The 24,473-nt window shown below is 31.2% G+C and carries 17 protein-coding genes; 11 read left to right on the forward strand and 6 right to left on the reverse strand.

Annotation, left to right across the window (positions count from 1 at the left end; all coding sequences use genetic code 11):
* Positions 1 to 99 precede the first annotated feature (99 nt).
* The 10 genes from gldF to HY951_01995 all read left to right on the forward strand — a co-directional run bounded on the left by gldF (position 100) and on the right by HY951_01995 (position 11,776).
* Positions 100 to 834, forward strand: a complete 735-nt coding sequence (gldF, locus tag HY951_01950) for a gliding motility-associated ABC transporter permease subunit GldF (protein ID MBI5538794.1) — start codon at positions 100 to 102, stop codon at positions 832 to 834.
* The gene (gldG, locus tag HY951_01955; protein MBI5538795.1) at positions 825 to 2,588 is read left to right on the forward strand and encodes a gliding motility-associated ABC transporter substrate-binding protein GldG; all 1,764 of its coding nucleotides are present in this window, start codon (positions 825 to 827) and stop codon (positions 2,586 to 2,588) included. The genes gldF and gldG overlap by 10 nt, the downstream gene beginning before the upstream one ends.
* A 2-nt stretch (positions 2,589 to 2,590) precedes the next feature.
* On the forward strand, positions 2,591 to 3,601 hold the full coding sequence (locus HY951_01960; GenBank protein ID MBI5538796.1) for a DUF4340 domain-containing protein: 1,011 nt from the start codon (positions 2,591 to 2,593) through the stop codon (positions 3,599 to 3,601).
* Between the two features lie 101 nt (positions 3,602 to 3,702).
* Positions 3,703 to 4,839: a DNA polymerase III subunit beta gene (gene dnaN / locus HY951_01965; GenBank protein ID MBI5538797.1), complete on the forward strand. Its 1,137-nt coding sequence runs from the start codon at positions 3,703 to 3,705 to the stop codon at positions 4,837 to 4,839.
* 63 nt (positions 4,840 to 4,902) lie between these two features.
* Positions 4,903 to 6,480: a PD40 domain-containing protein gene (locus HY951_01970; protein MBI5538798.1), complete on the forward strand. Its 1,578-nt coding sequence runs from the start codon at positions 4,903 to 4,905 to the stop codon at positions 6,478 to 6,480.
* Between the two features lie 22 nt (positions 6,481 to 6,502).
* Entirely contained in the window at positions 6,503 to 8,065 is a 1,563-nt protein-coding gene (locus HY951_01975) for a PD40 domain-containing protein (protein MBI5538799.1), read from the forward strand.
* 6 nt (positions 8,066 to 8,071) lie between these two features.
* The gene (locus tag HY951_01980; GenBank protein ID MBI5538800.1) at positions 8,072 to 8,839 is read left to right on the forward strand and encodes a 3'-5' exonuclease; all 768 of its coding nucleotides are present in this window, start codon (positions 8,072 to 8,074) and stop codon (positions 8,837 to 8,839) included.
* A gap of 143 nt (positions 8,840 to 8,982) precedes the next feature.
* Entirely contained in the window at positions 8,983 to 9,594 is a 612-nt protein-coding gene (locus tag HY951_01985; protein ID MBI5538801.1) for a fumarylacetoacetate hydrolase family protein, read from the forward strand.
* Between the two features lie 59 nt (positions 9,595 to 9,653).
* Positions 9,654 to 10,541 carry a hypothetical protein gene (locus HY951_01990; GenBank protein MBI5538802.1) on the forward strand — a complete coding sequence of 296 codons (888 nt, stop codon included), beginning with the start codon at positions 9,654 to 9,656 and terminating at the stop codon, positions 10,539 to 10,541.
* Between the two features lie 152 nt (positions 10,542 to 10,693).
* Positions 10,694 to 11,776, forward strand: a complete 1,083-nt coding sequence (locus HY951_01995; protein ID MBI5538803.1) for an AlkZ family DNA glycosylase — start codon at positions 10,694 to 10,696, stop codon at positions 11,774 to 11,776.
* 59 nt (positions 11,777 to 11,835) lie between these two features.
* Here the strand turns inward: HY951_01995 and HY951_02000 are convergent, their stop codons facing one another.
* The 3 genes from HY951_02000 to HY951_02010 are packed head-to-tail and all read right to left on the reverse strand — an operon-like array spanning position 11,836 to position 16,295.
* On the reverse strand, positions 11,836 to 12,747 hold the full coding sequence (locus HY951_02000; GenBank protein MBI5538804.1) for a type IX secretion system membrane protein PorP/SprF: 912 nt from the start codon (positions 12,745 to 12,747) through the stop codon (positions 11,836 to 11,838).
* Positions 12,748 to 12,752: 5 nt separating this feature from the next.
* Positions 12,753 to 14,648: a gliding motility-associated C-terminal domain-containing protein gene (locus tag HY951_02005; protein MBI5538805.1), complete on the reverse strand. Its 1,896-nt coding sequence runs from the start codon at positions 14,646 to 14,648 to the stop codon at positions 12,753 to 12,755.
* Positions 14,649 to 14,654: 6 nt separating this feature from the next.
* Positions 14,655 to 16,295 carry a hypothetical protein gene (locus HY951_02010; GenBank protein ID MBI5538806.1) on the reverse strand — a complete coding sequence of 547 codons (1,641 nt, stop codon included), beginning with the start codon at positions 16,293 to 16,295 and terminating at the stop codon, positions 14,655 to 14,657.
* Between the two features lie 133 nt (positions 16,296 to 16,428).
* On the opposite strand from HY951_02010, the gene HY951_02015 reads away from it, so the two are divergent.
* Positions 16,429 to 18,882 (forward strand): phenylalanine--tRNA ligase subunit beta, encoded by a 2,454-nt coding sequence (locus HY951_02015; protein ID MBI5538807.1) that lies wholly within the window; start codon positions 16,429 to 16,431, stop codon positions 18,880 to 18,882.
* 131 nt (positions 18,883 to 19,013) lie between these two features.
* Here the strand turns inward: HY951_02015 and HY951_02020 are convergent, their stop codons facing one another.
* The 3 genes from HY951_02020 to HY951_02030 are packed head-to-tail and all read right to left on the reverse strand — an operon-like array spanning position 19,014 to position 24,324.
* Positions 19,014 to 20,141: a hypothetical protein gene (locus HY951_02020; GenBank protein ID MBI5538808.1), complete on the reverse strand. Its 1,128-nt coding sequence runs from the start codon at positions 20,139 to 20,141 to the stop codon at positions 19,014 to 19,016.
* 13 nt (positions 20,142 to 20,154) lie between these two features.
* Positions 20,155 to 22,341, reverse strand: coding sequence for a tetratricopeptide repeat protein (locus HY951_02025; protein ID MBI5538809.1), 2,187 nt, complete (start codon positions 22,339 to 22,341; stop codon positions 20,155 to 20,157).
* A 6-nt stretch (positions 22,342 to 22,347) separates the two neighbouring features.
* Positions 22,348 to 24,324: a DUF4154 domain-containing protein gene (locus tag HY951_02030; protein ID MBI5538810.1), complete on the reverse strand. Its 1,977-nt coding sequence runs from the start codon at positions 24,322 to 24,324 to the stop codon at positions 22,348 to 22,350.
* Positions 24,325 to 24,473: the final 149 nt, after the last annotated feature.

Below are 24,473 nucleotides of genomic sequence, written 5' to 3' on the forward strand. Positions count from 1 at the left end.
CGATTTGTTATATTTTTTCAGAATGATTTATAATATTTCAAGTTTCGCAATGGCAAAAAATTGCATTATTTTTACACGCATTAAAAAATAATCTTAATAGTGTTAGTACTATTCAGTAAAGAGATAGGAAATTTTTTTTCATCAATTACAGGTTATATTGTAATTGTTGTTTTTCTGCTGATAAATAGTTTATTCATGTGGATATTCCCAGGTGGTTTTAATATACTGGACGTGGGATATGCAAATCTTGATACATTATTTATTATTTCTCCATGGGTTTTCCTTTTCCTTGTTCCTGCTGTTACTATGCGTCTTTTTAGCGAAGAAAAGAAAACTGGGACAATGGAATTACTTTTAACTCGTCCGTTATCTGATTTTACTATTGTTTTTGCAAAATTTCTTTCTGGTTTATTTCTTGTTTTTCTTTCATTATTACCTACAGTGATTTATTATTTAAGCGTTTACCTTTTGGGTAGTCCTGTTGGTAATTTAGATTCAGGCGGTATTATGGGATCTTATATCGGTTTGTTTTTTCTTGCCGGAATATATGTTTCAATTGGTTTGTTAGCCTCATCAATTACAGATAATCAAATTGTCGCTTTTATCTTATCAATGATATTCTGCTTTGTGTTTTATTTTGGTTTCGATGCACTTTCTACTTTACCGGTATTAAAAAGCTTCGATTCAATTATTGTTAGTTTAGGTATTAATGACCATTATAGATCAATAAGTCGTGGTGTAATTGATTCGCGCGACATTATTTATTTTATTAGCATTATTGCTGTTTTCTTGTTCTTTTCAAAAACCGTTTTAACCAGAAGAAAATGGAAATAGCAGGAAAAAATAAAAACCGAAAATCATTTAAGAGAAGAACTTTTATTGATTTGGCAATGATTGTTGCTATTATAATTTTTGTAAATTATATTTCTTCTTTTTTCTTTGCCCGTCTCGACTTAACAACAGAAAAACGTTATACTCTGGCTCCATCTACTGTTAAGATGTTAGAAGAACTAGAAGATGTGATTTATGTTAAGATATATTTAACAGGCGATTTACCTGTTGGTTATAAAAGACTACAGAATAGTGTTAAGGAAATGCTTGATGAATTCAGGGTTTATGCAGGTGATAATGTACAATATGAATTTATTAATCCATCCGAAAATACCGACTTAAAAGATCGCAATGATGTTTATAAGGAATTGTTTAATAAAGGATTGTCGCCAATTAATTTACAGGAAAAAGATAAAGAAGGAGCAGAATCACAAAAAATAATTTTTCCGGGTGCACTTATTTCTTATCGAAATGTTGAAGCACCTGTAAATTTTTTAAATGGAAGTATTAATCAAACCGAAGAGCAGAATATTAATGGGTCGATAGAAGAAATAGAGTTTTCTCTGATGAGTGCAATCAGAAAATTAAAAAATGAATTCGGACAAAATATAGCATTTATCTATGGTCATAGCGAATTAGAATCACCTGAAGTTGAGGATATCTCAAATTCATTGTCGGAATATTATAATGTAGAAAGAGTAAAAATTGATGGAAAGGTAAATGCACTTTCTGAGCGTATTGAGGATTCATCAGGTGTTCGTGTACATAATAAGTACGATATGATAATAATAGCAAAGCCTGATTCAGCATTTAAAGAGCAGGATAAATTTATTATTGATCAGTTTATAATGTTAGGAGGTAAGGTTATCTGGTTAATCGATCAGGTTAATGCTGAAGTAGACAGTCTTCCTTATCTTGCTACAATAAGAGAATTGAATCTTAACGATCAGCTTTTTCATTACGGTGCAAGAGTAAATCCAAATATGGTTCAGGATATCCAGTCGGCTGTAATTCCACTGAATACTGCTATAGCCGGAGCAAAGCCAAGATTTGAACCTAAGCCTTGGATATATTTTCCCTTACTTCAGCCACAATCTGCACATCCAATAGGTAGAAATATTAACCTCGTTAAAGGCTTATTTGTTAATACAGTAGATTTTGTTGGCGAGGATGAAGCTACTGTAAAAAAAACCGTGTTGCTTAGTTCGTCACAATATTCAAGAATAGTGAATGCACCTGTAAGAATAGGTTGGGAGTTGGTAAGAGTAAAACTTGATCAAGCCGATTTTGGTAAGCAGTTTTTACCTGTTGCAGTATTACTTGAAGGTACATTTACTAGTGTATTTAAGAACAGAGTTCCACCCGAAATTATTGAAAGCCGTGAAATGGTTTTTAAGGATAACAGTATACCAACAAAAATGGTTGTTATTGGCGATGGAGATATAATCAGAAATCAGGTTAAAAAAATTGGATTTACATCAAAGCCATATCCATTGGGATTTGACAGATATACCGGAGATACTTTTGGCAATAAGGAATTCATGCTTAATGTTATTAATTATATGCTGGATGAATCAGGATTCATGAATCTTAGAACCCGTGAGATTAAATTGAGATTGTTAGATAAAACTAAAATTGATGATGACCGCACATTCTGGCAAGTTGTTAACACAATATTTCCAATTGTACTAATTGTTATTCTTGGTACTGTAATTACTATTTTAAGAAAAAGAAAATATACAAAAACTGCAGCATAGTTATGAAAAACAAACTGGTATTAATTATTTTTTTAATTTTTCTGATAATTGCAGCTGTAGTTTATTTTACACAGCAAAAAGGCACAACAAAAAAAGAATTGACTGATTTTGCAGTAAAAGATACTGCATTGGTAACCAAAATTTTTATGGTTGATAAAAAGAACAACCAGGTAATTCTTACCCGCGAAAATAGTTATTGGAAAGTTAATAATAAATATATAGCACGTCAGGATGCTATTGGAATTTTACTAGAAACTATTGCTTCTGTTAAAATGAAATCTCCTGTACCAAAGCCATCAATAGATAATATAATAAAACGACTTGCTACAAAATCTGTAAAAGTTGAAATATATCAGGGCGAAAATCTTGTGAAAACATATTATGTAGGTGAGCCAACTGCAGATCAGGGAGGCACTTATATGATACTTGATAATTCCTCAGTACCATTTATTACACATAAACCAGGTTTTATAGGTTATTTATCTACAAGATATTTTGTTGATGAAAAATTATGGCGGGATAATTCAGTGTTTATGTATTCATACTCTGATATTGTATCAGTTTCTGTTAGTATTCAAAATGCCCCCGATAAGGCTTTTACAGTATTTAATGATGGAAATAATATTTTTAGATTGCAGGATTTTAACAAAAAAGAGGTTACCGGATTTAATTCATTAATAGTTAAAGAATTTATTGCAGGTTATAAAAAGGTTAAATGCGAATCATATGTAAATGAATTTTTTTCTGATAGTAGATTAGATTCATTATTACAAGTAAAACCATTAGCAATTCTTTCTGTTACAGATAAAAAAGGTGAAGTAAATACCTTGAAATTATATTTAAGACCAAATTTTTCAGGTGCGTTAGATGATAATGGTAAACCTATTACTTCTGATCCCGATGCTATGTATGGAATATTAAATAACGAAAGGCAAGTTCTTGTTTGTCAGTATTATGTATTTGATCCGTTAATGAAGAATATTGAATATTTCTTTCAGAAAACACCATCTTAATGTTGATAAAATATAATCAATGTTAATATTTAATGGCAATTATAGTCATTCTTATCTTTACAATTATTAATTTTGGTACAATTAAAATAAAATAAAAAGAAATGAATTTTGTAGTATCTAGTTCGGAGTTATTCGCTCATTTGCAATCTATTAAACAGGTTATTAGTTCAAAAAACTCTTTGCCTATACTTGATAATTTTTTGTTTCAAGTTGATGGTAAAAATCTAAAAGTAACAGCTTCAGATTTAGAGTCAACTCTAATAACAGGCATGGAGTTAGCAAATGTTGAAGGAGAAGGAGTAATTGCAATTGAAGCAAAACGTTTACTTGATATTTTAAAAGAATTTGCTGAACAGCCACTTACTTTTAATATCAATACTGAAAATTTTAATGTAGATGTTTTATCACAAAACGGAAAATTTTCATTAATTGGTCAGGATGGAAATGATTTTCCAAAATTGCCTGCATTTAAAAAAGCAAAAGGCTCGCAACTAAATTTAAAATCAGAATTGGTTTTAAATGGAATTAACAAAACTTTGTTTGCTACTGCTGACGATGAGTTACGACCTGTAATGAATGGAATTTACATAGAAATTTCTGCAGAAGAAATTCGTTTTGTTGCATCTGATGCTCACAAATTGGTTCGTTATAAAAGATTTGATGTTAAAACAGATGTGGTTTCTTCTTTTATTCTTCCTAAAAAACCAGCTTCATTACTAAAAAATCTTTTGGTTAAAGGTGTTAATGAAATCGTATTGGAGTTCGACGATAAAAATGCATTTTTTACTATTGGTACTAATAAATTAATCTGCCGTCTTGTTGATGGAAATTATCCTGCTTATAATTCAGTTATACCTGTTGATAATCCTAATAAATTATCGGTTGACAGAGTTGAGTTAATTAACAGTTTAAAAAGAGTTAGTGTATTTTCTAATCAGGCAACAAATTTGGTTAGATTACAAATTACAGGAAATCAGCTTACAATATCAGCACAGGATATCGATTTTGCGATTTCTGCAGTTGAGAGAATTTCATGTAATTTCGAAGGCGATTCAATGGAAATAGGTTTTAAATCTGTGTTCTTAATGGAAATTCTTCTAAACCTTTCAGCAAACGAGGTAAGATTTGAGTTGTCAGATCCAACCCGTGCTGGAATTATTTTACCATCAGAAGCAGACAATAAAGATGAAGAAGTATTAATGTTGCTTATGCCAATGATGCTAAATGAAAGTATTTAACTTTTGATCATAATATATTAAAGGAAACCGTTAGGTTTCCTTTTTTTTTAATATTTTTAGACTATGAAAACAATATTTTTAATACTTATAGCGATTCTATTTTCTGCTTTGTCGGGATTTTGTCAGCCAAATGTGTTGGCAGGTACCGATTTAGACAAACAAGCTGAAAAAGACTGGCAGAATAATAATTATAAACTGGCTGCAGCATCGTATGAGAGGTTGATAGCTTTAACTCCAAACAACGTGGAATATAATTATCGTTTTGGGATTTCAAATTTTCTTGCCGGATTCGATAATAATAAATCGTTAAAATCGCTTGAGCCACTAATTGGCAATTCAAAAGCACCTATTGATGTCTGCTATTGGGTTGCACAGAATTATATGTATTTATATCAGTTTAACGATGCAATTGATATGTTTAATACTTTTTTAACCACAACTGGTGCAGATAAAGTACAAGTTGCAGAATCAAAACGGTTTGTTGAAATGTGTAATTCAGCAATTGTATTAATGAATAAGCCAGTAAATGTTTCATTTCAGAATTTAGGATCTAATATTAATTCATCTTCCAATGATTATAATCCATTTGTCCCGAGAAATGAAGAATTTCTTATTTACACTTCAGATAAAAAATTTGATCAGGTAACAAAAATGTTTGATCATAATCTTTATATAAGCTATCCTGAGAATAACAGTTGGAGTTTTTCAAAACCAATGCAATATATAAATACCGATGATAATGAGAGGTCTGTCGGATTAAGTAATGATGGTAAAAAATTATTTGTTTGTGGAAGCTATCAAAAGTCATATAGCGAGGTAGATATGGCATTGCTTAAAAGTAAATTATTTAAGTTTGAAACTGCAAATGACTGGTTTCATCCTTTAGCCATAAAAACATCCAATGGTGCATGTATTTCAACAGACAATAACACCGTGTACATTTCACGGGAGAATAATGAAGGAGGTATTGTAAATAGTGATATATATATAGTAAGGAAATTACCTAACGGAACATGGGGACCACTAAAAAACCTGGGCGATATAATTAATTCACCTTATGATGAAACATGCCCAAACATTTCTCCTGATGGTAAAATGTTATATTTTGCTAGTAAGGGACATAATAGTATGGGTGGATATGATTTATTTGTTTCTTATATAAACGAAATTACAGGAGACTGGACAACACCTGTAAATCTTGGATATCCCATAAATACTCCCGGTGACGATTTAACTATTTCGTTTTCTGCTAACAGACGATATGCTTATTTGTCATCAATAAGAAAAGAAGGTATGGGTGGACAGGATATTTACAGGGTTACTTTTAAAGATGTTGACGATCTTATAACAGTAGTTAAAGGAAAAATTGTAATTGCAAATGAGACCGGAACAGTTGATTGGAATTTAGGAAATGAAGACTTGGATATTTCTGTTTATGATTTAAAACAAAATCTTTTTGGAAAATATATTTACAATACACATATGGGTCGTTTTATTGCTGCATTACCAATTGGTGAATATCAAATAGTAATTCATGCAGATGGCTATAATGATTATTCCGAGAAAATAACTGTTTTGGATCGCGATTTGTATCAGTCTGAAACTGATAAAATATTTTCACTTTCTTTAAAAAAGATGTAAATTGCTATTAAATTAAATTAAAATGAAACGAGTTTTTAATATATTACTGTCGCTGGTTTTTATTCTGGCATTTACTTTTTCATCATTTTCGCAGGCAGAAATATTAGGAGATGCTGATTCAAATTTTGAAGATGAAAATTATGAGGTAGCATTAAAACAATATTTAAAAATTATTAAGAAGTATAAAGATGATCCGAAGGTTAATTACAGAGTTGGATATTGTTATTTGAAAACAAATTACAATAAAGGAAAGGCACTTCCTTATCTTTTGTTTGCAGATAGTGTTAAGGGTTCCAGCTTTGAGTCAATACAATTTGATCTGGCACAGGCATACTTTTATCGTCATAATTTTGAAAATGCAACATCATTTGCTAAGAAATATTTGAGCCTGAAAACCCGAAATTCACAGGAGTTAGCTGCACTTGACAGATTTATGGAAATGTGTAGTAATGCAAAAACATTAGTGGCTAAACCACTTAAGGTAACTTTTGTTAATCTTGGAGATAATATTAATTCTCCTCAGGATGATTTTATTCCGTTTATTACAGAAGATGAAACATTCATGGTTTTTTCATCAGCTCGTAAATACAATAACGAGTATCAGCAATTTATCAGAGGGGTTTATTTAAGTTCAAAGAGTGGTGGTGCCTGGCAAAAAGCAAAAGCTGCAAGTGCAAAAATTAACACCGATGAAAATGCTGAAGCTGTTGGTATAAATAAAGACGGTTCTTTAATTTTAGCACATGTTGACAGGTTAAGTGCACCAAATGAGATCTATTTTTCACAAAAAAATAAAGCTGGAAGTTATTCAGAACTAGCAGATATTGGAAATAATATTAATTCAAAATATGGCGAAGCTGGTGCTTCAATATCACAAACAGGAGATACTATGTTTTTTGCCAGTGATCGTCCGGGTGGTAAAGGTGGTTTCGATATTTATTATGCAATTAAATTACCCGACCAAACATGGGGAATTCCGGTTAACTTAGGAGAACCTGTAAATACAGAGAATGATGAAAATTACCCAAATATTACAGCAGAAGGTACAACGTTGTATTTTTCTTCTACTGGTCATAACTCAATGGGTGGGTATGATGTATTCAGAAGCAGATTAATTGAAAATAAATGGGCCGAACCAAAAAATTTAGGTTACCCGATTAATGATACATATGATAATTATAATATTGCACTTACTTCAAATGCAAGGTATGGTTATATAAGTAAATTCGAAGAAGATGGATTGGGTGGTTTGGATATATACAGAGTTATTTTTAATGATATTCCTCAAACAAATATTATTTACACCGGAAGAATAATGGTTGGTGACTCTCTTACTGCTGTTCCTTTTAATAAGGTGGATTCAATTCTTACTATTAATGTATATAACAAAGATAAAAATAATGCTGTTTTTGCAACTTATCAACCCAGTAAAACAGGGAAATATACTATAGCATTACCTCCGGGAAGCTGGAAACTTGAGATTGTAGGCAAAGCTTATCTTCCATATTCAAAAGATATACTTATTAGAGATGAGCAACCCCTACAAGTCCTTGTGTTACGAAATATCTACCTTAAGAAAAAATAAAATTTAATGGAATTGAATTTAAAACGCCCAATGGTTATTTTTGATTTAGAAACCACTGGTGTAAATATAACAACAGATAGAATAGTTGAACTTACGCTTATTAGAATTGAAACAAATGGCAAAGAAACCGAAAAAACTTTTTTAGTCAACCCTTCAATACCAATTCCTCAGTTTGCTACTGATATTCACGGAATATCTGATGAGGACGTAAAGGATAAACCATTATTTAAAGAGATAGCTAAAACTGTGGCCTCTGTTTTTGAAGGTGCAGATATAGCCGGTTTTAATTCAAATAAATTCGATATCCCTTTGTTAGCTGAAGAGTTTCTTCGTGCTGAAGTGGATTTTGATATGCGTAACCGCAAATTTGTTGATGTGCAGGTTATTTTTCATAAAATGGAACAACGTAATCTGGCAGCAGCATATAAATTCTATTGCAAAAAAGAATTGGTTGATGCTCATAGTTCAAAAGCTGATACACTGGCAACCTATGAGATTTTAAAGGCTCAGCTTGATGTTTATCCGGATATTCCTAAAACTATTCCCGAACTTAGTGAGTTTTCATCGCAAAACAGAACTGTAGATTTAGCCGGACAAATAATATATAACGACAAAGATGTTGAGGTTTTTAATTTTGGAAAGTATAAGGGAATGGCAGTTGAAGAGGTTTTTGTTAAAGACCCCGGTTATTATGGCTGGATGTTAAATAGTCAGTTTCCGCTTTATACTAAAAAGGTTTTAACCGAGATTAAGTTAAGAATGAAAAATAAATAATTTTGACATCCCGTGCTTGCCTACCGTCATCCTGAGCGTCCGCCGCGGCGGATCGAAGGAAGGTAGGTATAGCGAAGTAAATTGTTTTTAATTTAGTACTATACTCAAGATTGTGGTAATATTTTTAAAATAAAACAAAAGCTATGAAAATTATTTGCGTAGGTCGTAATTACGCCGAACATGCCAAAGAACTTAAGAATGATGTTCCAACCGAACCTGTAATGTTTTTTAAACCCGATTGTGCATTGTTACGTAACAACCAACCATTTTATATCCCATCATTCTCAAAAAACTTGCATTACGAAGTTGAAATTGTTTTTAAAATTAATAAAGTTGGAAAATCAATTTCTAAAAAATTTGCTCACAGATATTATGACAGTATTGCTGTTGGCATTGACTTTACTGCCCGTGATCTACAGGAAAAATGCAGAACAAAAGGACTCCCATGGGAAATAAGCAAAGCATTTGATAACTCTGCAGCTATATCACGTTTTATTTCTCTGGATGATGTTAAGAATATTAATGACCTTAATTTTTCTTTATTACAGAATGGTGAACTAGTGCAAAAGGGAAATACTTCCGATATGATTTTTCATATTGACTCTGTAATTGAATATATTTCGCAATTTGTTACATTAAAAGTTGGCGATTTAATTTATACCGGAACTCCATCAGGTGTTGGTCCTGTTAATATTGGCGACAGACTTCAGGCATTTATCGAAGATAAAAAGATGATGGATTTTGAGATAAAGTAGATTTGATTGTGTGATTATACATAGTTGCTAGTTAGCACATATTTATAAAATCTCTGCAAATGAAATATAATTTGTTTTACTCGTGGCAAACTGACTTAGACAATAAGACAAACAAGGGATTTATATTATCTTGTCTAAATAAAGCAATTAAACGTATTGAGACTGAACTCAGCATTAGTATTTATATAGACCAAGCTACTAGAGACGAAAAAGGTGCAATCCATATTGTCCAAACAATTGAAAATAAAATAAGACAAGCAGATATTTTCGTAGGTGACATCTCCATTATTAATAATGGTAGTAAAAAATATCGTAAAACAAGTAACCCAAATGTACTTTATGAATTAGGGTTTGCATCTGAAAATGTCGAATGGCCAAATATAATTTGTATAATAAATGAAGCTTTTGGTTCATTTAATAAATTGCCATTTGACATAGGTTATAGAAGAGGTGTTTCATATTATCTAAGCAATGAAAATAGTAGAATACAAAAAAATAAAAAAATCGCAAGTGACAAACTGACAAATGATTTATATTTCGCATTAAAAAATATTGAATTTAGAGAACCTAAACTTAGACTAAAAGAACTTATCGAAAATTTAGATAATACTGAATGGGAAGCATATAATCTTATAAATGGTAAGGTAGAAGATGGTCCCAAAAGAGGATTTATAAAAATAAAACATATTAATAACAATATATTTTCTTTTTCATTCGACAGTTATCAACTTGGGCAAAGGTATGAAAAGGGTGACTGGACAGCGAGAATATTCATTAATCAAGAAACTTTGTGTACTGCTGATATTGCATTTGTCTCTACCGTAGACTTTGGTTTTAAAAAATTAATTCTTCCTGACGATCGAATGTATAACCATCTTTTTCTACTAGGAGTAAACTATCAAAATGAAGGGTACGGTAAACAAATTCTTATAAAACAAGAAAAATAAACATGTGTTAATATTATCTAACATAAGGTCTTGCAGTAATAGGCAATTTGACAACTATAATAATTTTTTTATCCTGCCTGTGGAGCAGCACTTAAACCGGAATTTGTTGTTTGTAATAAATGTGGGCTTAGTGTTAAATAACTTAAACTTTTATGACTTTAACAGATATTACAAATATTCGATTAATTAGTCAACAAATTGCAGCAACAAAATTTAAAACTGTAAAGGAAATTGTTGGTTGGATGGGTGCAATGCAGGCACAGGACTATGCTATGTCAAAATGGGCAATAGGAGTAAGACTTCCAAATTCTACAGATAAAGAAATAGAACATGCTGCAGATAATGGTGATATTATCAGAACACATTTATTAAGACCCACCTGGCACTTTGTTTCTGCAGAAGACATTTATTGGTTGTTGGAACTTACAGCACCACGAATTAGTGCATCATTAAAATCCAGGCATAATGAGCTGGAGCTTACCGAATCATTATTAAAGAAATCTAACACAATTATAAGAAGAATGTTGACTGGTGGTAACCATTTAACAAGAGAAGAGTTAATTTCTGAAATATCAAAAGCAAATATTCCTGTAGATAACAATAGAGCATCACATTTGCTTATGCAGGCTGAATTAGATGGTATAATATGTAGTGGTGCTATAAAAAATAAAAAGCAGACTTATGCATTAATTAATGAAAGGGTTGCAAAAACAAATAATCTGACAAGGGAACAAGCTTTGGAAAAAATTGCAAGAAAGTATTTTAATAGTCATTGTCCTGCTACTTTATATGATTTCGTTTGGTGGTCGGGTTTGCCTGTCTCTGATGCAAGAAAAGCTTTAGAGATGATAAAGTCAGATTTAGTTTCAGAAGTTATAGGGTCAGAAACATATTGGTTTACAAATACATTTTCTTTATTTCAAGAAGATAATAATGCTTATTTATTGCCTGCTTTTGATGAGTTTTTAATTAGCTACAAAGATAGAAGTGCTTCGTTTCAATTTGTTAATCAAAAGAAAGTAGTTTCAGAAAATGGAATTTTCAGACCTGTTATTATTATAAACGGACATGTTATAGGCATCTGGAAGCGCTCAATAAAGAAAGAAAAAGTAATTGTAGAAACATTCTTTTTCCAGTCACAGAACAAAGTTGTTAAGAGTTTGGTTGAAAAGACAGCCCTGGATTATGGCTATTTTCTGGATAAAAAAGCAGAAGTAATACATGGTGTTATTTAAGCTAGTGTTTTTATCTTCTCACAGAGTCTCATGAAGTGGACTCTGTGATAGAAAACGTTTTAATTTAACAAAGCAGGCTTTACTTCTTTTTTCGAAATAATATCAAATGCTAAAATAATATCATGTGAACCAGAATTGTATTTTCTGAGTTTAGAAACTACAATATCATATGCATAAGCAATAGTAAAAAGCTTCTTAATTTTTATTCCTGCCAGAATAACTATAGCATCTTTTGTTCTGAAGCTTAATCCGGCTGTAATTTTTTCCTGAAATTCTGCTTTAATTCCTAGGTCAACAGTTAAGGGAGTGCCAAATGCGCCACCCACCATGAAGGATGGCTGAAGTTTTATTTTTTCATTTAAATCAATTTTATAACAACTTGTTATATAAAAATGGTTAGCAAGTTTAATTTCTGGATCAATTAAATCGTCTTTAAATTTTATTTTGTTTGCAAGTAGTTGCATGATGCTTATTCCTGCAGAAAATTTGTCAGTATAAAGAAATGTTCCAAAGTCAATATTTGGTCGGATTGATTTAAGAGAACTATGTTCTGCTACAGCCATATCTGTATTTTCGTGTAAGGTAATTTTATTGCCGTCAATTCCGTATTGCAATATTCCGGCTGCTAATCCTATTGATAACTTAAATGTTTCGAATTTAATTTTGTAGTTATAAGCAATTGAAGCCGATAAACGACGTGTTGGTCCGGTTATGTCGTTCATTAAATTACCTCCAATTCCCATTGTCTTATTTGCTTTACCGTTAAATGTCAGAAATTGTGTGTTTGGTGCATTGCTAAAGCCAACCCACTGACTCCTGTGATGAAGCATTACTTCGCTATTAGGTTTTGTTCCGTTTGCAGCCGGATTAAATATAGCGTAATCAAATGTATGTAATGATAGCTGTGGTAATTGTTGTGCGTTACAGTTAAAAATACTTGTAAAAAACAAGATGTATAATATTTTCTTCATTTATATTATCTGATTATTGTTACATCACCTTTAAATACATCTTGTCCTGAGATTTTTAACACATAATAATATGTTGCTTCCGGTAAATCATTCCCATAATATTTTCCATCCCATTCATTATTATACCCATGTTTCTCATAAACAATGTGCCCGTTTCTATTGTAAATACTTAAATGATTATCGGGGTATTTTGAAATGTTTTCTATAAACCATGTGTCGTTAACGTTGTCAATATTAGGAGTAAATGTGTTAAAGATTATAATATCATAATTTGGTTTTGGAATTGTGATTAATGTTATATCGTCAGAATTAAAACAACCGTTATTGTCATAAACAGTCAGAATATAAGTAGTTGTAGTGTTTACGGTCGCAATTGAATTTAAGATATTTGCATTTGATAAACCAATATTTGGTGTCCAGATAGCTGTTGAATAATTTGAAACTATTGGTAAAAACTGGTATTGACTGCCTTCAAATATTGTTGTGTCAGAACCTGCATTTACTGTTGGTTGCGATAGCACAGTAATTAAAACAGTGTCTGTTTTACTACACTGACCATTTGTTACATTAACAATATATGAAGTGTTTATTAACGGATTTGCTATTGGATTACTAATATTCGGATTATTTAATCCAGCTGTTGTTATCCAGTTGTAGCTTGTACCACCTGTAGCATTTAATTGAACTGAATCTCCATTGCAGATACTAACATCAGATCCTGCATTAGCAAGAGGGAGAGGGGTAAGTGCAATTGTTACCGAGTCGTTAGAAAAGCAATTGTTAGCAGATACGGTTACGTAATAAATTCCGCTTGATATTGCGTTAATAGTTTGCGTGTTTGCTCCGTTAGACCATAAATAACTTGTAAACTGATTTGATGCATCCAATAATATTGTATCACCAAAACAACCTGTAATATTTTGTCCAAGTTCAACTTTATTTAGTAAATTTCCTAAAGTAAAAATATTAGATCCTGTAAAGAGCCAATGATTTATGGTTACTTTGCTATAAGGATTATTGAATGAATATGAAGTACTGTCTGTTTTTTTCCACTTTGCTGGTGGTGTGCTATGCCAGTTTGCCGCAGTAGTGTATATACCATCTGCTAAAGAATCGTAATAAAAAATAATTCTTGCATAAGTAGAGCCGCTATCACGGTTTACAAAATGATAATACTTGTTATTTAAATTACAAAGGTTGGTGTCTGTTTGATTTAAATTGAACCCATCAATGTCGGCATCATGATTAACCATTCCTGCTGAATATTTATTTGTACTATTATTTGCCGGAATAATTTCAATAGGTCTGTATCTCTGAGTATTAATTGATGATCCAAGTGGGTAAAGATAAGTAGCGTTTGAATTTGTATTTCTAATTAATCTTCCCTGCAAGTTATTACTAACAAATCCTGTTGTTCTTGAGATGGCTGATATATCTGGATTCTCAATAAATAAATTAAAGTTTGCTATATCTATTTCTTTGTCATTTAAAGCAAGTGAATTAGAAATATTTACATTTTGATTCAGGCTTTTAATTCCGTTTCCTGTTAATGTTAAATTATAAAATTTACTAGGGTTAGCACCTCCTATATTTTGAGTAGTTCCTTCTAAAAATACATTTCCATTGTTATGATTAAATACTGAATTGTTTTGCCAGTTTCCTGACAGATTAATTATACCACTTGAATTTAATTGTGAATTGTTAATTAAATCACCCAAAACTGTAAGGTCACCGTTGTTTTCTAATATTCCGTTTATGCCATTTGTAAAACTTCCTGAAACATGAAAAACTGCCCCGTTTGAAATATGAATCAGTTCACCATTATTTGTTATGGTTTGTGAAAAACACAATAATATACTTTGTGATGTTAATAATAATATGAAAAATAGCTTTCTAAACATAACAAATTACTTATTTGCAATTTTCTTCAAAAAAGGTTGAGAAATATTTTTCTTTAAATTACTATCTGATTTTTGTGGTGTTTTTACGGTTAATTCAGGGTGCTGAAATATTGCAAACTCTTTAGATTTTCCAAAAAGATCAGGATGTAAATATTTCCCCTTTTGATTTGCTCTTTTTTCGGGTTGTACATTTAATGTTTCCTTATTTTTCTGAACATAAAGATCATTACGTTTAGAATATACAGTCCATGAAACTTTTTGATTCGGATTTCCTCCGGCAATTGTAAACTGGTTTTCTTTTATTTCTTCTTTAATATATAGATCTGGAGCAGGTTTACCTATAGGAGTAAGTTCATAACTTGGTTCAATATTTATTGAATTATAATATTCGGGTAAAGTAATAACAGTTTCACCATTACTGTTTAAAGTTGCTGTTCCGCGATACATGTTAAGAACTTCTGGGGATTCAATGCAGAAATGTTTTAAAAATTTATTCTCTGGATCAAGTGGATTGTCAATAACAAATGATTTTGTTCCTGAGCTACCTAATTCACCGTTTGAGTATACTCCGAATCCGGTTGCTAAATCGTTACTCTCACCAAAAACTCCAACCCATCCAAGTCCTGCTACTCCTACATTATTATTTACAGTTCCTGTGCTTAAGTTTTCGCCATAAACCCCAAAACCAAGATCCTGTGCAGTAAAGCCGACTACTCCGTTAAAGCCTTGTCCTTCAACGCCCCATCCGCCATTTGTTCTTGCGTTTATGCCGAAAGTTCCGGCAGTTCCAGTTGAAGTTTGTCCCCATACTCCGTAGTTGCCGTCACCAATTACTCCGCAACCGTTTCCTGATCCAAGAGCATCGTTATTTTGTCCCCAAATTCCGGCTCCAAGTTGATAATTTGTTTCACCAACAATTCCATTAAAACCTTGACCTAATATGCCGTATCCGCCGTCTGTTCTAGCATTAACTCCCATTACACCGGCAACACCACCACCAGTTGCTGCAGTAAAAACACTACCGTAAACTCCTACACCTTGATTATTCCCATCGTAATATCCAGCAACGGCAGAGGTATAGCTGTTTGTACTTTTGTTATGAGCTTCAAAAGAATTGTATGGATTCGCTGTATTTGTATTGTCGGCATATAAAGAAACCCCGAAAGCTGAGTTTTGCCCTGCAATTGCAGTAGATGGGCTTCCTGATGTTCCTGCTGTTACATTAGCAATCAATGCTTCAGTATTTGTTGAAATACTTGATAAGTCAATTTGTATATTTCCATAATTTGCAGTAATTGTTCTTCCGGCTCCGTTTCCTCCACAGTTATATGCGTTATCTAGTGTTGTGCATACCGCTGAACCTGCTCCGATTTGTGTCCAGGCTGTTCCATTCCAAAAATAAAACACATTATCATTAGTATCAAAAACAAGTAATCCTGTTTGGGTTGTGTTTAATGATGTGTTCATTGCTGTACGCTGCAATGTTGTTAGACGTGGGATTAATAAACCTTTATTCGTTGAAGATAGTTCCAGTATTGAGTTTGCATCAGGATTATTTGTGCCAATTCCAACATTATTTTGCGCTTTAATATTTATTGAAAATAAAATAGAGAAAATAAAAAAGCTGAATTTTAAAATATTTCTCATGATTCTTAGTATTTTGGGTGAATAAAAATACAAATAATTTTAATTGAAAATAAATTTATGGTATCATTTAATTTAACTTTTCGAGATAGAATTTTCTTTTTCTATATTTGTAAAATCAGAAATTATTTGAATTATGAAGATATCGTATAACTGGCTAAGAGAATATATAAATACTGATTTAGCCCCTGCAAAAATTGCCGAAATTCTTACAAGTATTGGGTTGGAGGTAGAGGCACTCGAGAAATTTGAGGTAGTAAAAGGTGGACTAAAAGGCTTGGTTGTAGGTCATGTTATGGAATGTCAGAAACACCCAGATGCAGACAAATTAAGCGTTACAAAAGTAAATATAGGGACCGATAATTTTTTAAATATTGTTTGTGGTGCACCAAATGTTGCCGTAAACCAAAAAGTTGTGGTAGCAGTAATTGGCACTACTTTGTATAAAGACGATAGCAGCTTCGAGATTAAACGTGCCAAAATTCGTGGAATAGAATCCGAAGGAATGATTTGTGCCGAAGATGAGATTGGTTTGGGAGATTCGCATGCAGGTATAATGATTTTAAACGAAGATGCAGTCCCTGGAACTTCAATGCGTGAATATTTTAAAATAAATGATGATTATGTTTTTGAAATTGGTTTAACACCAAATAGAATTGATGCAGCTTCGCATTATGGTGTTGCAAGAGATCTGGCAGCATATTTACAGCATCGCAAACCTGTGGTTTTAGAAAAGCCATCAGTTGAGAGTTTTAAAGTTGACAATAATGATTTACCAATTATTGTTGAAATTGAAAATAAAGAAGCTTGTGTGAGGTATACAGGTATAACAATTAGCAATATAGTTGTAAAAGATTCACCGATCTGGCTTCAGGACAGGTTGCGTTCAATAGGTTTACGACCAATAAATAATATTGTTGATGTAACAAATTATATTCTTTTTGAAACAGGTCAGCCACTTCATGCATTTGATGCCGATTATATAAAAGGAAATAAAGTTATAATTAGAACCGCTGTAGATAATGCAAAATTTATCACTCTTGATGGCGTTGAACGTAGTTTGTCTTCAAACGATTTGATGATATGTAATTCTGAAGAGGAAATGTGTATTGCCGGTGTTTTTGGCGGTATGCATAGTGGGGTTACCGAAAAGACAACAAAGATTTTTATTGAAAGTGCAAATTTTAATCCTGTATTTGTTAGAAAAACAGCCCGCCGTCATGCTTTAGCTACCGATTCATCATTCAGATTCGAGCGTGGTGCCGATCCTAATATTACTGTTTATGCATTAAAGCGTGCATCAATGCTTATTAAGGAAATTACTGGAGGTGTTATATCTTCAAATATTGTTGATGTTTATCCAAAGCCTGTAAAGGATGTTACAGTAGAAATTAGTTTTGCTAATGTTGACGAACTGATTGGAAAACAAATTCCAAAAGAAAATGTAAAAGAAATTATACGCTCTCTTGAAATAAAGATAATAGCAGAAAAAGAGAAGAGCCTACTTTTAGAAATACCAGCATACAAAGTAGATGTTCTACGCGAAGTGGATGTTATCGAGGAAATTTTAAGAATATATGGTTATAACAACGTGGAAGTGTCAGATAGAGTAAGATCAAATATAAGTTATTCACAAAAACCTGATAAAGAAAAAATTAATAATATTATTTCTGATTATTTAGCTTCAAATGGTTATTTTGAAATGATGACAAATTCACTTACTAAGTCGTCATATTACGAAAATAAACCTTTCTGGAATGAAAAAAATTCTGTTAAAATTTTAAATCCTTTAAGTGCCGATTTGGGTGTAATGCGTCAGACTTTATTATTTGGTGGATTGGAATCTGTTTCATATAACATTAATCGCAAGAGCCAGGACCTGAAAATGTTTGAATTTGGAAATTGTTATGCTTATTGTCCTGATTTAACAAATGACAAGAAGAAGAACTCTTATTGTGAAGACTTAAGACTTGCACTTTTTATTTCGGGAAATAAAAACTCTGAAAACTGGACATCGCAAACAACTCAGGTTAGTTATTATTACTTAAAAAGCTATGTTGAAAATATTTTAACAAGACTTGGTTGTCCTTTAAATCAGATAGCTGTATCGCAACCTGATGTAAATGTTTTTGCCGAAGGTCAAATGTATTTTTATAAAGGAAAGGAACTTGTTTCGTTAGGCTTGTTAAGTAAAAATATATTGAAGGAATTTGATATAAAGCAACCGGTTTATTTTGCTGAATTTTTATGGGATAATGTTTTGCCTAATCTAAATAATCAAAAAACTAAATTTCAGGAATTATCAAAATATCCTGAGGTTAGAAGAGATCTTGCTATGATTTTGGATAAGCAGATTCCATATTCTAAAATTGTTGAAATAGCTTCGAAGAGTGAGAAAAAATTTCTGCAAAACATTAATTTGTTTGATGTATATGAAGGAGATAAGATTCCAGAAGGTAAAAAATCTTATGCGGTAAGTTTTCATCTGCAAGATGTTACAAAAACACTAAACGATTTTCAGATTGATCAGATTATGAACAAACTTTCAGCTGCATTTGAAAAGGAATTAGGTGCACAGATAAGAAAATAATATTCAAATTGTCCTGCTGAGGTCAAAGCATCTTGATGCAAAAGCAATTTGAATCAATCGGTCATTCATGTTATATGTTGCTGACACAATTAGTAGTGGCGGACATAATGACAAATTATTTTGAACTCACATTAATTAATGTTCTCTACTTTCTTAAGAAAAAATTCCCCGTTGATAACAAGGAACAAACTATACGAAAAATCTAAATTATATCTTAACAAATCATAATAGGTTTCACCTCTTACTTCTAAATTTATTCCTTTATAAACAGGTTGTTTAAATTGTAGTTTTGCTGTAACAAGTTGTTTTGCAGGTTCCCACCAATATCCGTATTTTCTTGAAACAGATTGCAAAATAACTTCACCTCGTGGAGCAATAAAGTGTTTGCTATACCAATAACTAAACATAATGCCAAATTTCCCTTTGTTTGCATAAATGTTCGATAAAAACCCCCATCCCTGTGAATAATACTGTATATGGGTGCTTGATGCATCATAATATGAAACAAAAAAATTACTGGTTCCTATTTTAGGTTTGTGATTAATGTTAGGAATATAATTTAATTCGAAACCTGATGCTGTATTAAAATATGTTTGAAGTTTGTCGGAATTGTTATTCCCTTGACCGCCTTTATGTGTTGCCATTCCCTGAATTGGTATAGAAAATTGAAGTTTATTTTCAGGTTTAAAAAATTTAATTTTAGTTGTGGTTGCTAATGTAAATTCTTCTTGAAAAGGGTCTCCTATTAAAATAAATTTTTCCCAGTTAAGCCAAAGATCACCTTCAAAATGTTTAAAGTTTCCCAAAAATTGTATGCCTTGCTCTGGATTGTTTGTATAATGTCTGGAAAAGGAATAAAGTGGTTCTATTAATTTATGCTCAACAGTTCCGTGAATATTTCCTAATAATAAATCCATGTTTTTTGCAAACTTGTATTGACATCTAAACCAGGGAACAGATTTGCCGAACTCATCTCTTCCAGAATATTTTAAAAAATACCATCCGGCTTGTATTCTTACTTTTGGCGTAGGTTGATAATTCAAATAAGGCTTAAAAGAGTATCCCAGATATGTAAAACCATAATTTAGGTTATTGAAATACTCGTTGTTATATAAAAAATTCTGGTTGTCAATACCCAACGATAATTTCATGCTGTCATTAGGATTAACTGGCTTAAAGCTGTTAAATATAGAATTATCAAATTGTCCGAAACAATATGAAGAAATAAAAATCAGAATAAAAATTATCGAAAATTTCATGATGTAAAATTAGTTAAACTATTCGAACTCCAATAATAAGTATATCGTCAATTTGTTCTTGTTTTCCCATCCACCTTTCAATATTGTATTCAAGTTCATTTTTTTGCTCTGACAATGTTTTTGAATTAATCTCGAGTAATAATTTTTTTAATCTTGACTGCATAAATTTTTTCCCGTCAGGTCCTCCAAACTGATCGTTATATCCATCACTAAATAAATATATGATATCGTCGATAGTGTAATTATAAACATGGTTAGTAAATGGTTTTTCGTCGGTAAGATGTACACCTATTGGCATTTTATCTCCTTTGAGTTCAATTAATTCATTGTTCTTAACAACGTATAATGGATTATTTGCACCAGCAAACTCAAGTTGTTTTTTATCCTTATTAATTATACAGAGTGAAATATCCATACCATCTTTTTGTTCGCCTGTTTTACCGGTTTGATGTAATGAGCGTTTTACATTTACCCTTAGCTGATTTAATATGTCGCTAGCAGATGGATTATTGATTTTTGTGATAATTTCATTTAAAAAAGCAACTCCCATCATACTCATAAATGCACCTGGAACGCCATGTCCTGTACAGTCTGCTGCGGCAATGTAAACTTTGTTATTCTGTTGTTGTATCCAGTAAAAATCACCGCTTACAATATCCCGTGGTCTATATAATATGAAATGTTCTGGCAAAGCATCTTTTATGAATTCAGTAGGAGGAAGAACAGCATTCTGTATTCTGCTAGCATAAAGTATGCTATCTGTAATTTTCTTTTGTTGAAGCGCAATTTTATCTCTGTGCATTGTTACCTCGTCACGTTGAGCTTCTATCTCATCGCGTTGAGCCATAATTTCTTCATTCTTTTGTTGTATCTCAACATTTCTTTGTTTTAAAAGTGTATTTGCTTTTCTTTTAAGTTGAAGTGTTTTGTATAAGGCTGATGAAAAGAAAATAATAATAACGAGCACAATAATAATTCCTAAAATAACATAATTTCTGTTTCTTAGTTCTTTTTGTTTTTTCTCAAGTTCAAGGTCTTTAAGTTTTTTATCTTTATTAAGAACTTCTATTTGCTGTTCTTTTTTTTCAGTTTGATATTTTGTTTCAATATCTGTCATCTGCTTTATGTTATCCGCCTTAAAAAGTGAGTCGGATAATTTAAAAGCCATTTTCTGATAAAAGTAAGCTTGTTTATAATCAGAAATTTTTCCGTAAGCATCTGCAAGGTTATTTGCAGTTTGTAATTGTGATGCACCGGAGTTCATTTCAATAGCTTTATTATAAGAAACCAATAAATGTTTTATTCCATTATTAAAGTCGCCCATGTCAATTTCTGAAATACCCAAAGTGTTATATCCGTAATATAAAGTAACCATATCTTCAGAGTTTTCATATAACTTAAGGTATTTTCTGGCAAATTTATTCCCCTTAACAGGTTCATTTTTATTTAAAAATAAATTTGCAATATTAATATAAGCGGTTCCAAGTAAATATTTATTAGAGAACTCTTCAGCAATTGTTTCAAGTTTGATATAATACTCGAGTGCATTGTCGTAATTTCCTGATTGTTTTTCGAGTACTCCAAGATTTGCATAGCAATACGCAGCATTCTCTCTGCTATTTGTTTTTATTGAAAGTTTTAATGCTTTTTCGTAATAACTTTTAGCCTTCTTAAATAATTTAATGTCACCATAAGTAGCACCAATATTAATATCTGATTGTATTAATCCGGCAGTGTCATGTAATTCTTCATAAATTCTTTCTGATTTTACATATTGTGATAATGATTTATCAAATATTGATAGTTCACTGTAATTTATTCCGATTAATGTATAACTGTCAGCAATTCTTTTCTTGTCATTTATTTTGATAAATAATTCTATTGCTTTTTGAAAATATGTGTTTGATATTTCAAATTGACCATGCGAATAATAAAAATCACCAAAATTATATTCACATTCTGCAAGTCCTCTGATGAAATTATAATTCTGAGATTGCTTTTTTATTAAATCCATTTCTTTAAAAAATGCTGTTGAATCTGACTCAATGTACAATTGAGCCAATTCAAGCATATAACCAATACGTATTTTGTAGTCTTTTTCATTCTGTATTTTCTTATTTAATTCTGCTTCGGTATATTTTTGAGCAACAGCTTTAAATGCAAACAGAATACAAAACGATAATAAAATAAACTTATACATGCTTAATTATTCAAAACAAATCCCCAAAAATAAAATATCATCAACCTGATTGTAATTTTTCTTCCAACTATGGAAAGAATTTTTTAATACCTTCTCTTGCTCAGAACATGGCAACTTGCTTATTTGCAAGCATAAATTCTTAAGAGCATTATATTTGAATTTTTTACCTTTTTCTCCGCCGAATTGATCTGCATACCCGTCTGAGAATAAATAAAAGAAGTCTCCTTTTTCAACTTTAACTGAATGAATTTTAAATGGTTTTTCGTCCCCGTAATAAATACCTATTGGCATTTTGTCAGGTTTATAATCAAATAATTCTCCGTCTCTTACATGGTAAATTGGGTTGTTGGCACCAGCAATTTCAGCAATTTTTGTAATCTGATTAAAAGTTATTATCGATATATCCATTCCATCTTTTGAGCCACCTTCGTTTTCTGTTTGATGTAGAGAATATACCACTTTTTCTCTAAGATTATCTAAAAGTGCACCTGCTGATAAACAATTATACCTGTCTAAAATTTCATTTAAGAATGCAACTCCCAACATGCTCATAAAAGCTCCCGGAACTCCATGACCAGTGCAGTCTGCAACAGCCACATAAATTGTATCTCCTTTTTTTCTTGTCCAGTAAAAGTCACCGCTAACAATATCCCGTGGTAAATAAAAAACAAAATGATCCAAGAAAAGTTGTGTTGTTAATAATTCTGGTGGGAGTAAGGCGTGTTGTATTTTACTGGCATATGTTATACTGTCAGTAATATCTTTGTTTTGTGTTAATATTTGGTCGCGCTGACGGGCAAGAAAGTCTCGTTGAGCTTCAATTTCATCTCTTTGAGTTTCAATTTCTTCTTTTTGTTGTATAATTTCAGAGTTTTGTCTTGAAATTTCAATATTTTTTAAATTAAGAATTTTATTTGCCTTCTTCTTAATTCTATAGCTTCTAAATATTGCAATACTCATTAATCCGAATAACAACAGAGCAATTAAAACAAAGTATAAAACAATTTGTTGCTTTTTTAGGTCGGCAATACTTTTATTTAAGCTTGATTTCTGAGTATCTATTAAACTTTGTTGCGAAGAAATTTCGTCTTTTTGTAAATCAATTTTTGCTTTTTGTACTTCGTATTCAGCAATTTGTTCTTTTAAAAGTTTTTGAGTGTTTTTTATATCAATTTGTTGTCTTAGTAATTCAATCTCCTGACGTTTTAATGTAGCTGATGTTATTGTTACTAATTTATTTTTTTCAAATATTTCCTGTTGTAAATTATTTAATTTTTCTTGTTTTAAATTTAATTCAGCTTCTTTTTGCGAAATATTTGATCCTAGTTTTAATATATGTTCTTCTTTTAATTTAATTTTTTTTTCTTGTTCTTTTAAAATTAACGATTGTTGTTCAACTGTTTCTTTTTCTAAAGCTAAATCTGTTTCACTTTTTTGATATAATTTTTCCCAGTCTTCTTCATAATTTTTTGCAACAACATAGAGTAATGAATTAACTTTCATTCCTCTAGCAGTAATATTTTCTTTATTTATTTCTACTCTTTTTAAAGAATTCCGAGGAAAAAAATTAATCATAATGCCTCTATAGTCATTACAGCTATCAGTAATAAGTAGAGTTGACCAATTGCTTATAATAGAGTCTATTTTAGGTACCTCATAATTGTTTTTATAGGCTATATATAATATTGGAACAAATTTTATTTCATCAAGGCTATTAAAATGAATTATTTCAATTTTCTTCCATTTTAGTATTCGAAATTTGCAAATTTTCTTAAGTAAGCTGTACATTAATGAATCAGAGCCATAAACTCCAATGGTAAATTTATCAGAATTCTTTTGAAATGTTTTGTCTTTCCAGTTTATATATGCCCCGAAATTAATGATATGTTCGGCCTTAATGCGATCTTTTAATGTGACTTGCTGTCCAATCACAGTTATGCAAGAAATACTAATTATTAAAGCTATTATTGCAATTCTTTTCATTTCAATCTTAAAGATGTAAAATTAAAAAGATTACGTTAAATAAAAAACGCCTGCAATTGCAGGCGTTTTTTATTTATGTTTGTTAGTGTTATTTTTTTACACAACCACCAGCAGCTTCACCTTTTTGACAGCAGCTTTTTACGCCTTGT

It is taken from the genome of Bacteroidia bacterium, assembly GCA_016218155.1.
Taxonomy (GTDB): domain Bacteria; phylum Bacteroidota; class Bacteroidia; order Bacteroidales; family GWA2-32-17; genus GWA2-32-17.

Excerpts from the sequence above, each read along its gene's own strand:
- gldG (MBI5538795.1), top strand. The coding sequence starts at position 825 with ATGGAAATAGCAGGAAAAAATAAAAACCGAAAATCATTTAAGAGAAGA.
- HY951_01960 (MBI5538796.1), top strand. The coding sequence starts at position 2,591 with ATGAAAAACAAACTGGTATTAATTATTTTTTTAATTTTTCTGATAATT.
- dnaN (MBI5538797.1), top strand. The coding sequence starts at position 3,703 with ATGAATTTTGTAGTATCTAGTTCGGAGTTATTCGCTCATTTGCAATCT.
- HY951_01970 (MBI5538798.1), top strand. The coding sequence starts at position 4,903 with ATGAAAACAATATTTTTAATACTTATAGCGATTCTATTTTCTGCTTTG.
- HY951_01975 (MBI5538799.1), top strand. The coding sequence starts at position 6,503 with ATGAAACGAGTTTTTAATATATTACTGTCGCTGGTTTTTATTCTGGCA.
- HY951_01980 (MBI5538800.1), top strand. The coding sequence starts at position 8,072 with ATGGAATTGAATTTAAAACGCCCAATGGTTATTTTTGATTTAGAAACC.
- HY951_01985 (MBI5538801.1), top strand. The coding sequence starts at position 8,983 with ATGAAAATTATTTGCGTAGGTCGTAATTACGCCGAACATGCCAAAGAA.
- HY951_01990 (MBI5538802.1), top strand. The coding sequence starts at position 9,654 with ATGAAATATAATTTGTTTTACTCGTGGCAAACTGACTTAGACAATAAG.
- HY951_01995 (MBI5538803.1), top strand. The coding sequence starts at position 10,694 with ATGACTTTAACAGATATTACAAATATTCGATTAATTAGTCAACAAATT.
- HY951_02000 (MBI5538804.1), bottom strand. The coding sequence starts at position 12,747 with ATGAAGAAAATATTATACATCTTGTTTTTTACAAGTATTTTTAACTGT.
- HY951_02005 (MBI5538805.1), bottom strand. The coding sequence starts at position 14,648 with ATGTTTAGAAAGCTATTTTTCATATTATTATTAACATCACAAAGTATA.
- HY951_02010 (MBI5538806.1), bottom strand. The coding sequence starts at position 16,295 with ATGAGAAATATTTTAAAATTCAGCTTTTTTATTTTCTCTATTTTATTT.
- HY951_02015 (MBI5538807.1), top strand. The coding sequence starts at position 16,429 with ATGAAGATATCGTATAACTGGCTAAGAGAATATATAAATACTGATTTA.
- HY951_02020 (MBI5538808.1), bottom strand. The coding sequence starts at position 20,141 with ATGAAATTTTCGATAATTTTTATTCTGATTTTTATTTCTTCATATTGT.
- HY951_02025 (MBI5538809.1), bottom strand. The coding sequence starts at position 22,341 with ATGTATAAGTTTATTTTATTATCGTTTTGTATTCTGTTTGCATTTAAA.
- HY951_02030 (MBI5538810.1), bottom strand. The coding sequence starts at position 24,324 with ATGAAAAGAATTGCAATAATAGCTTTAATAATTAGTATTTCTTGCATA.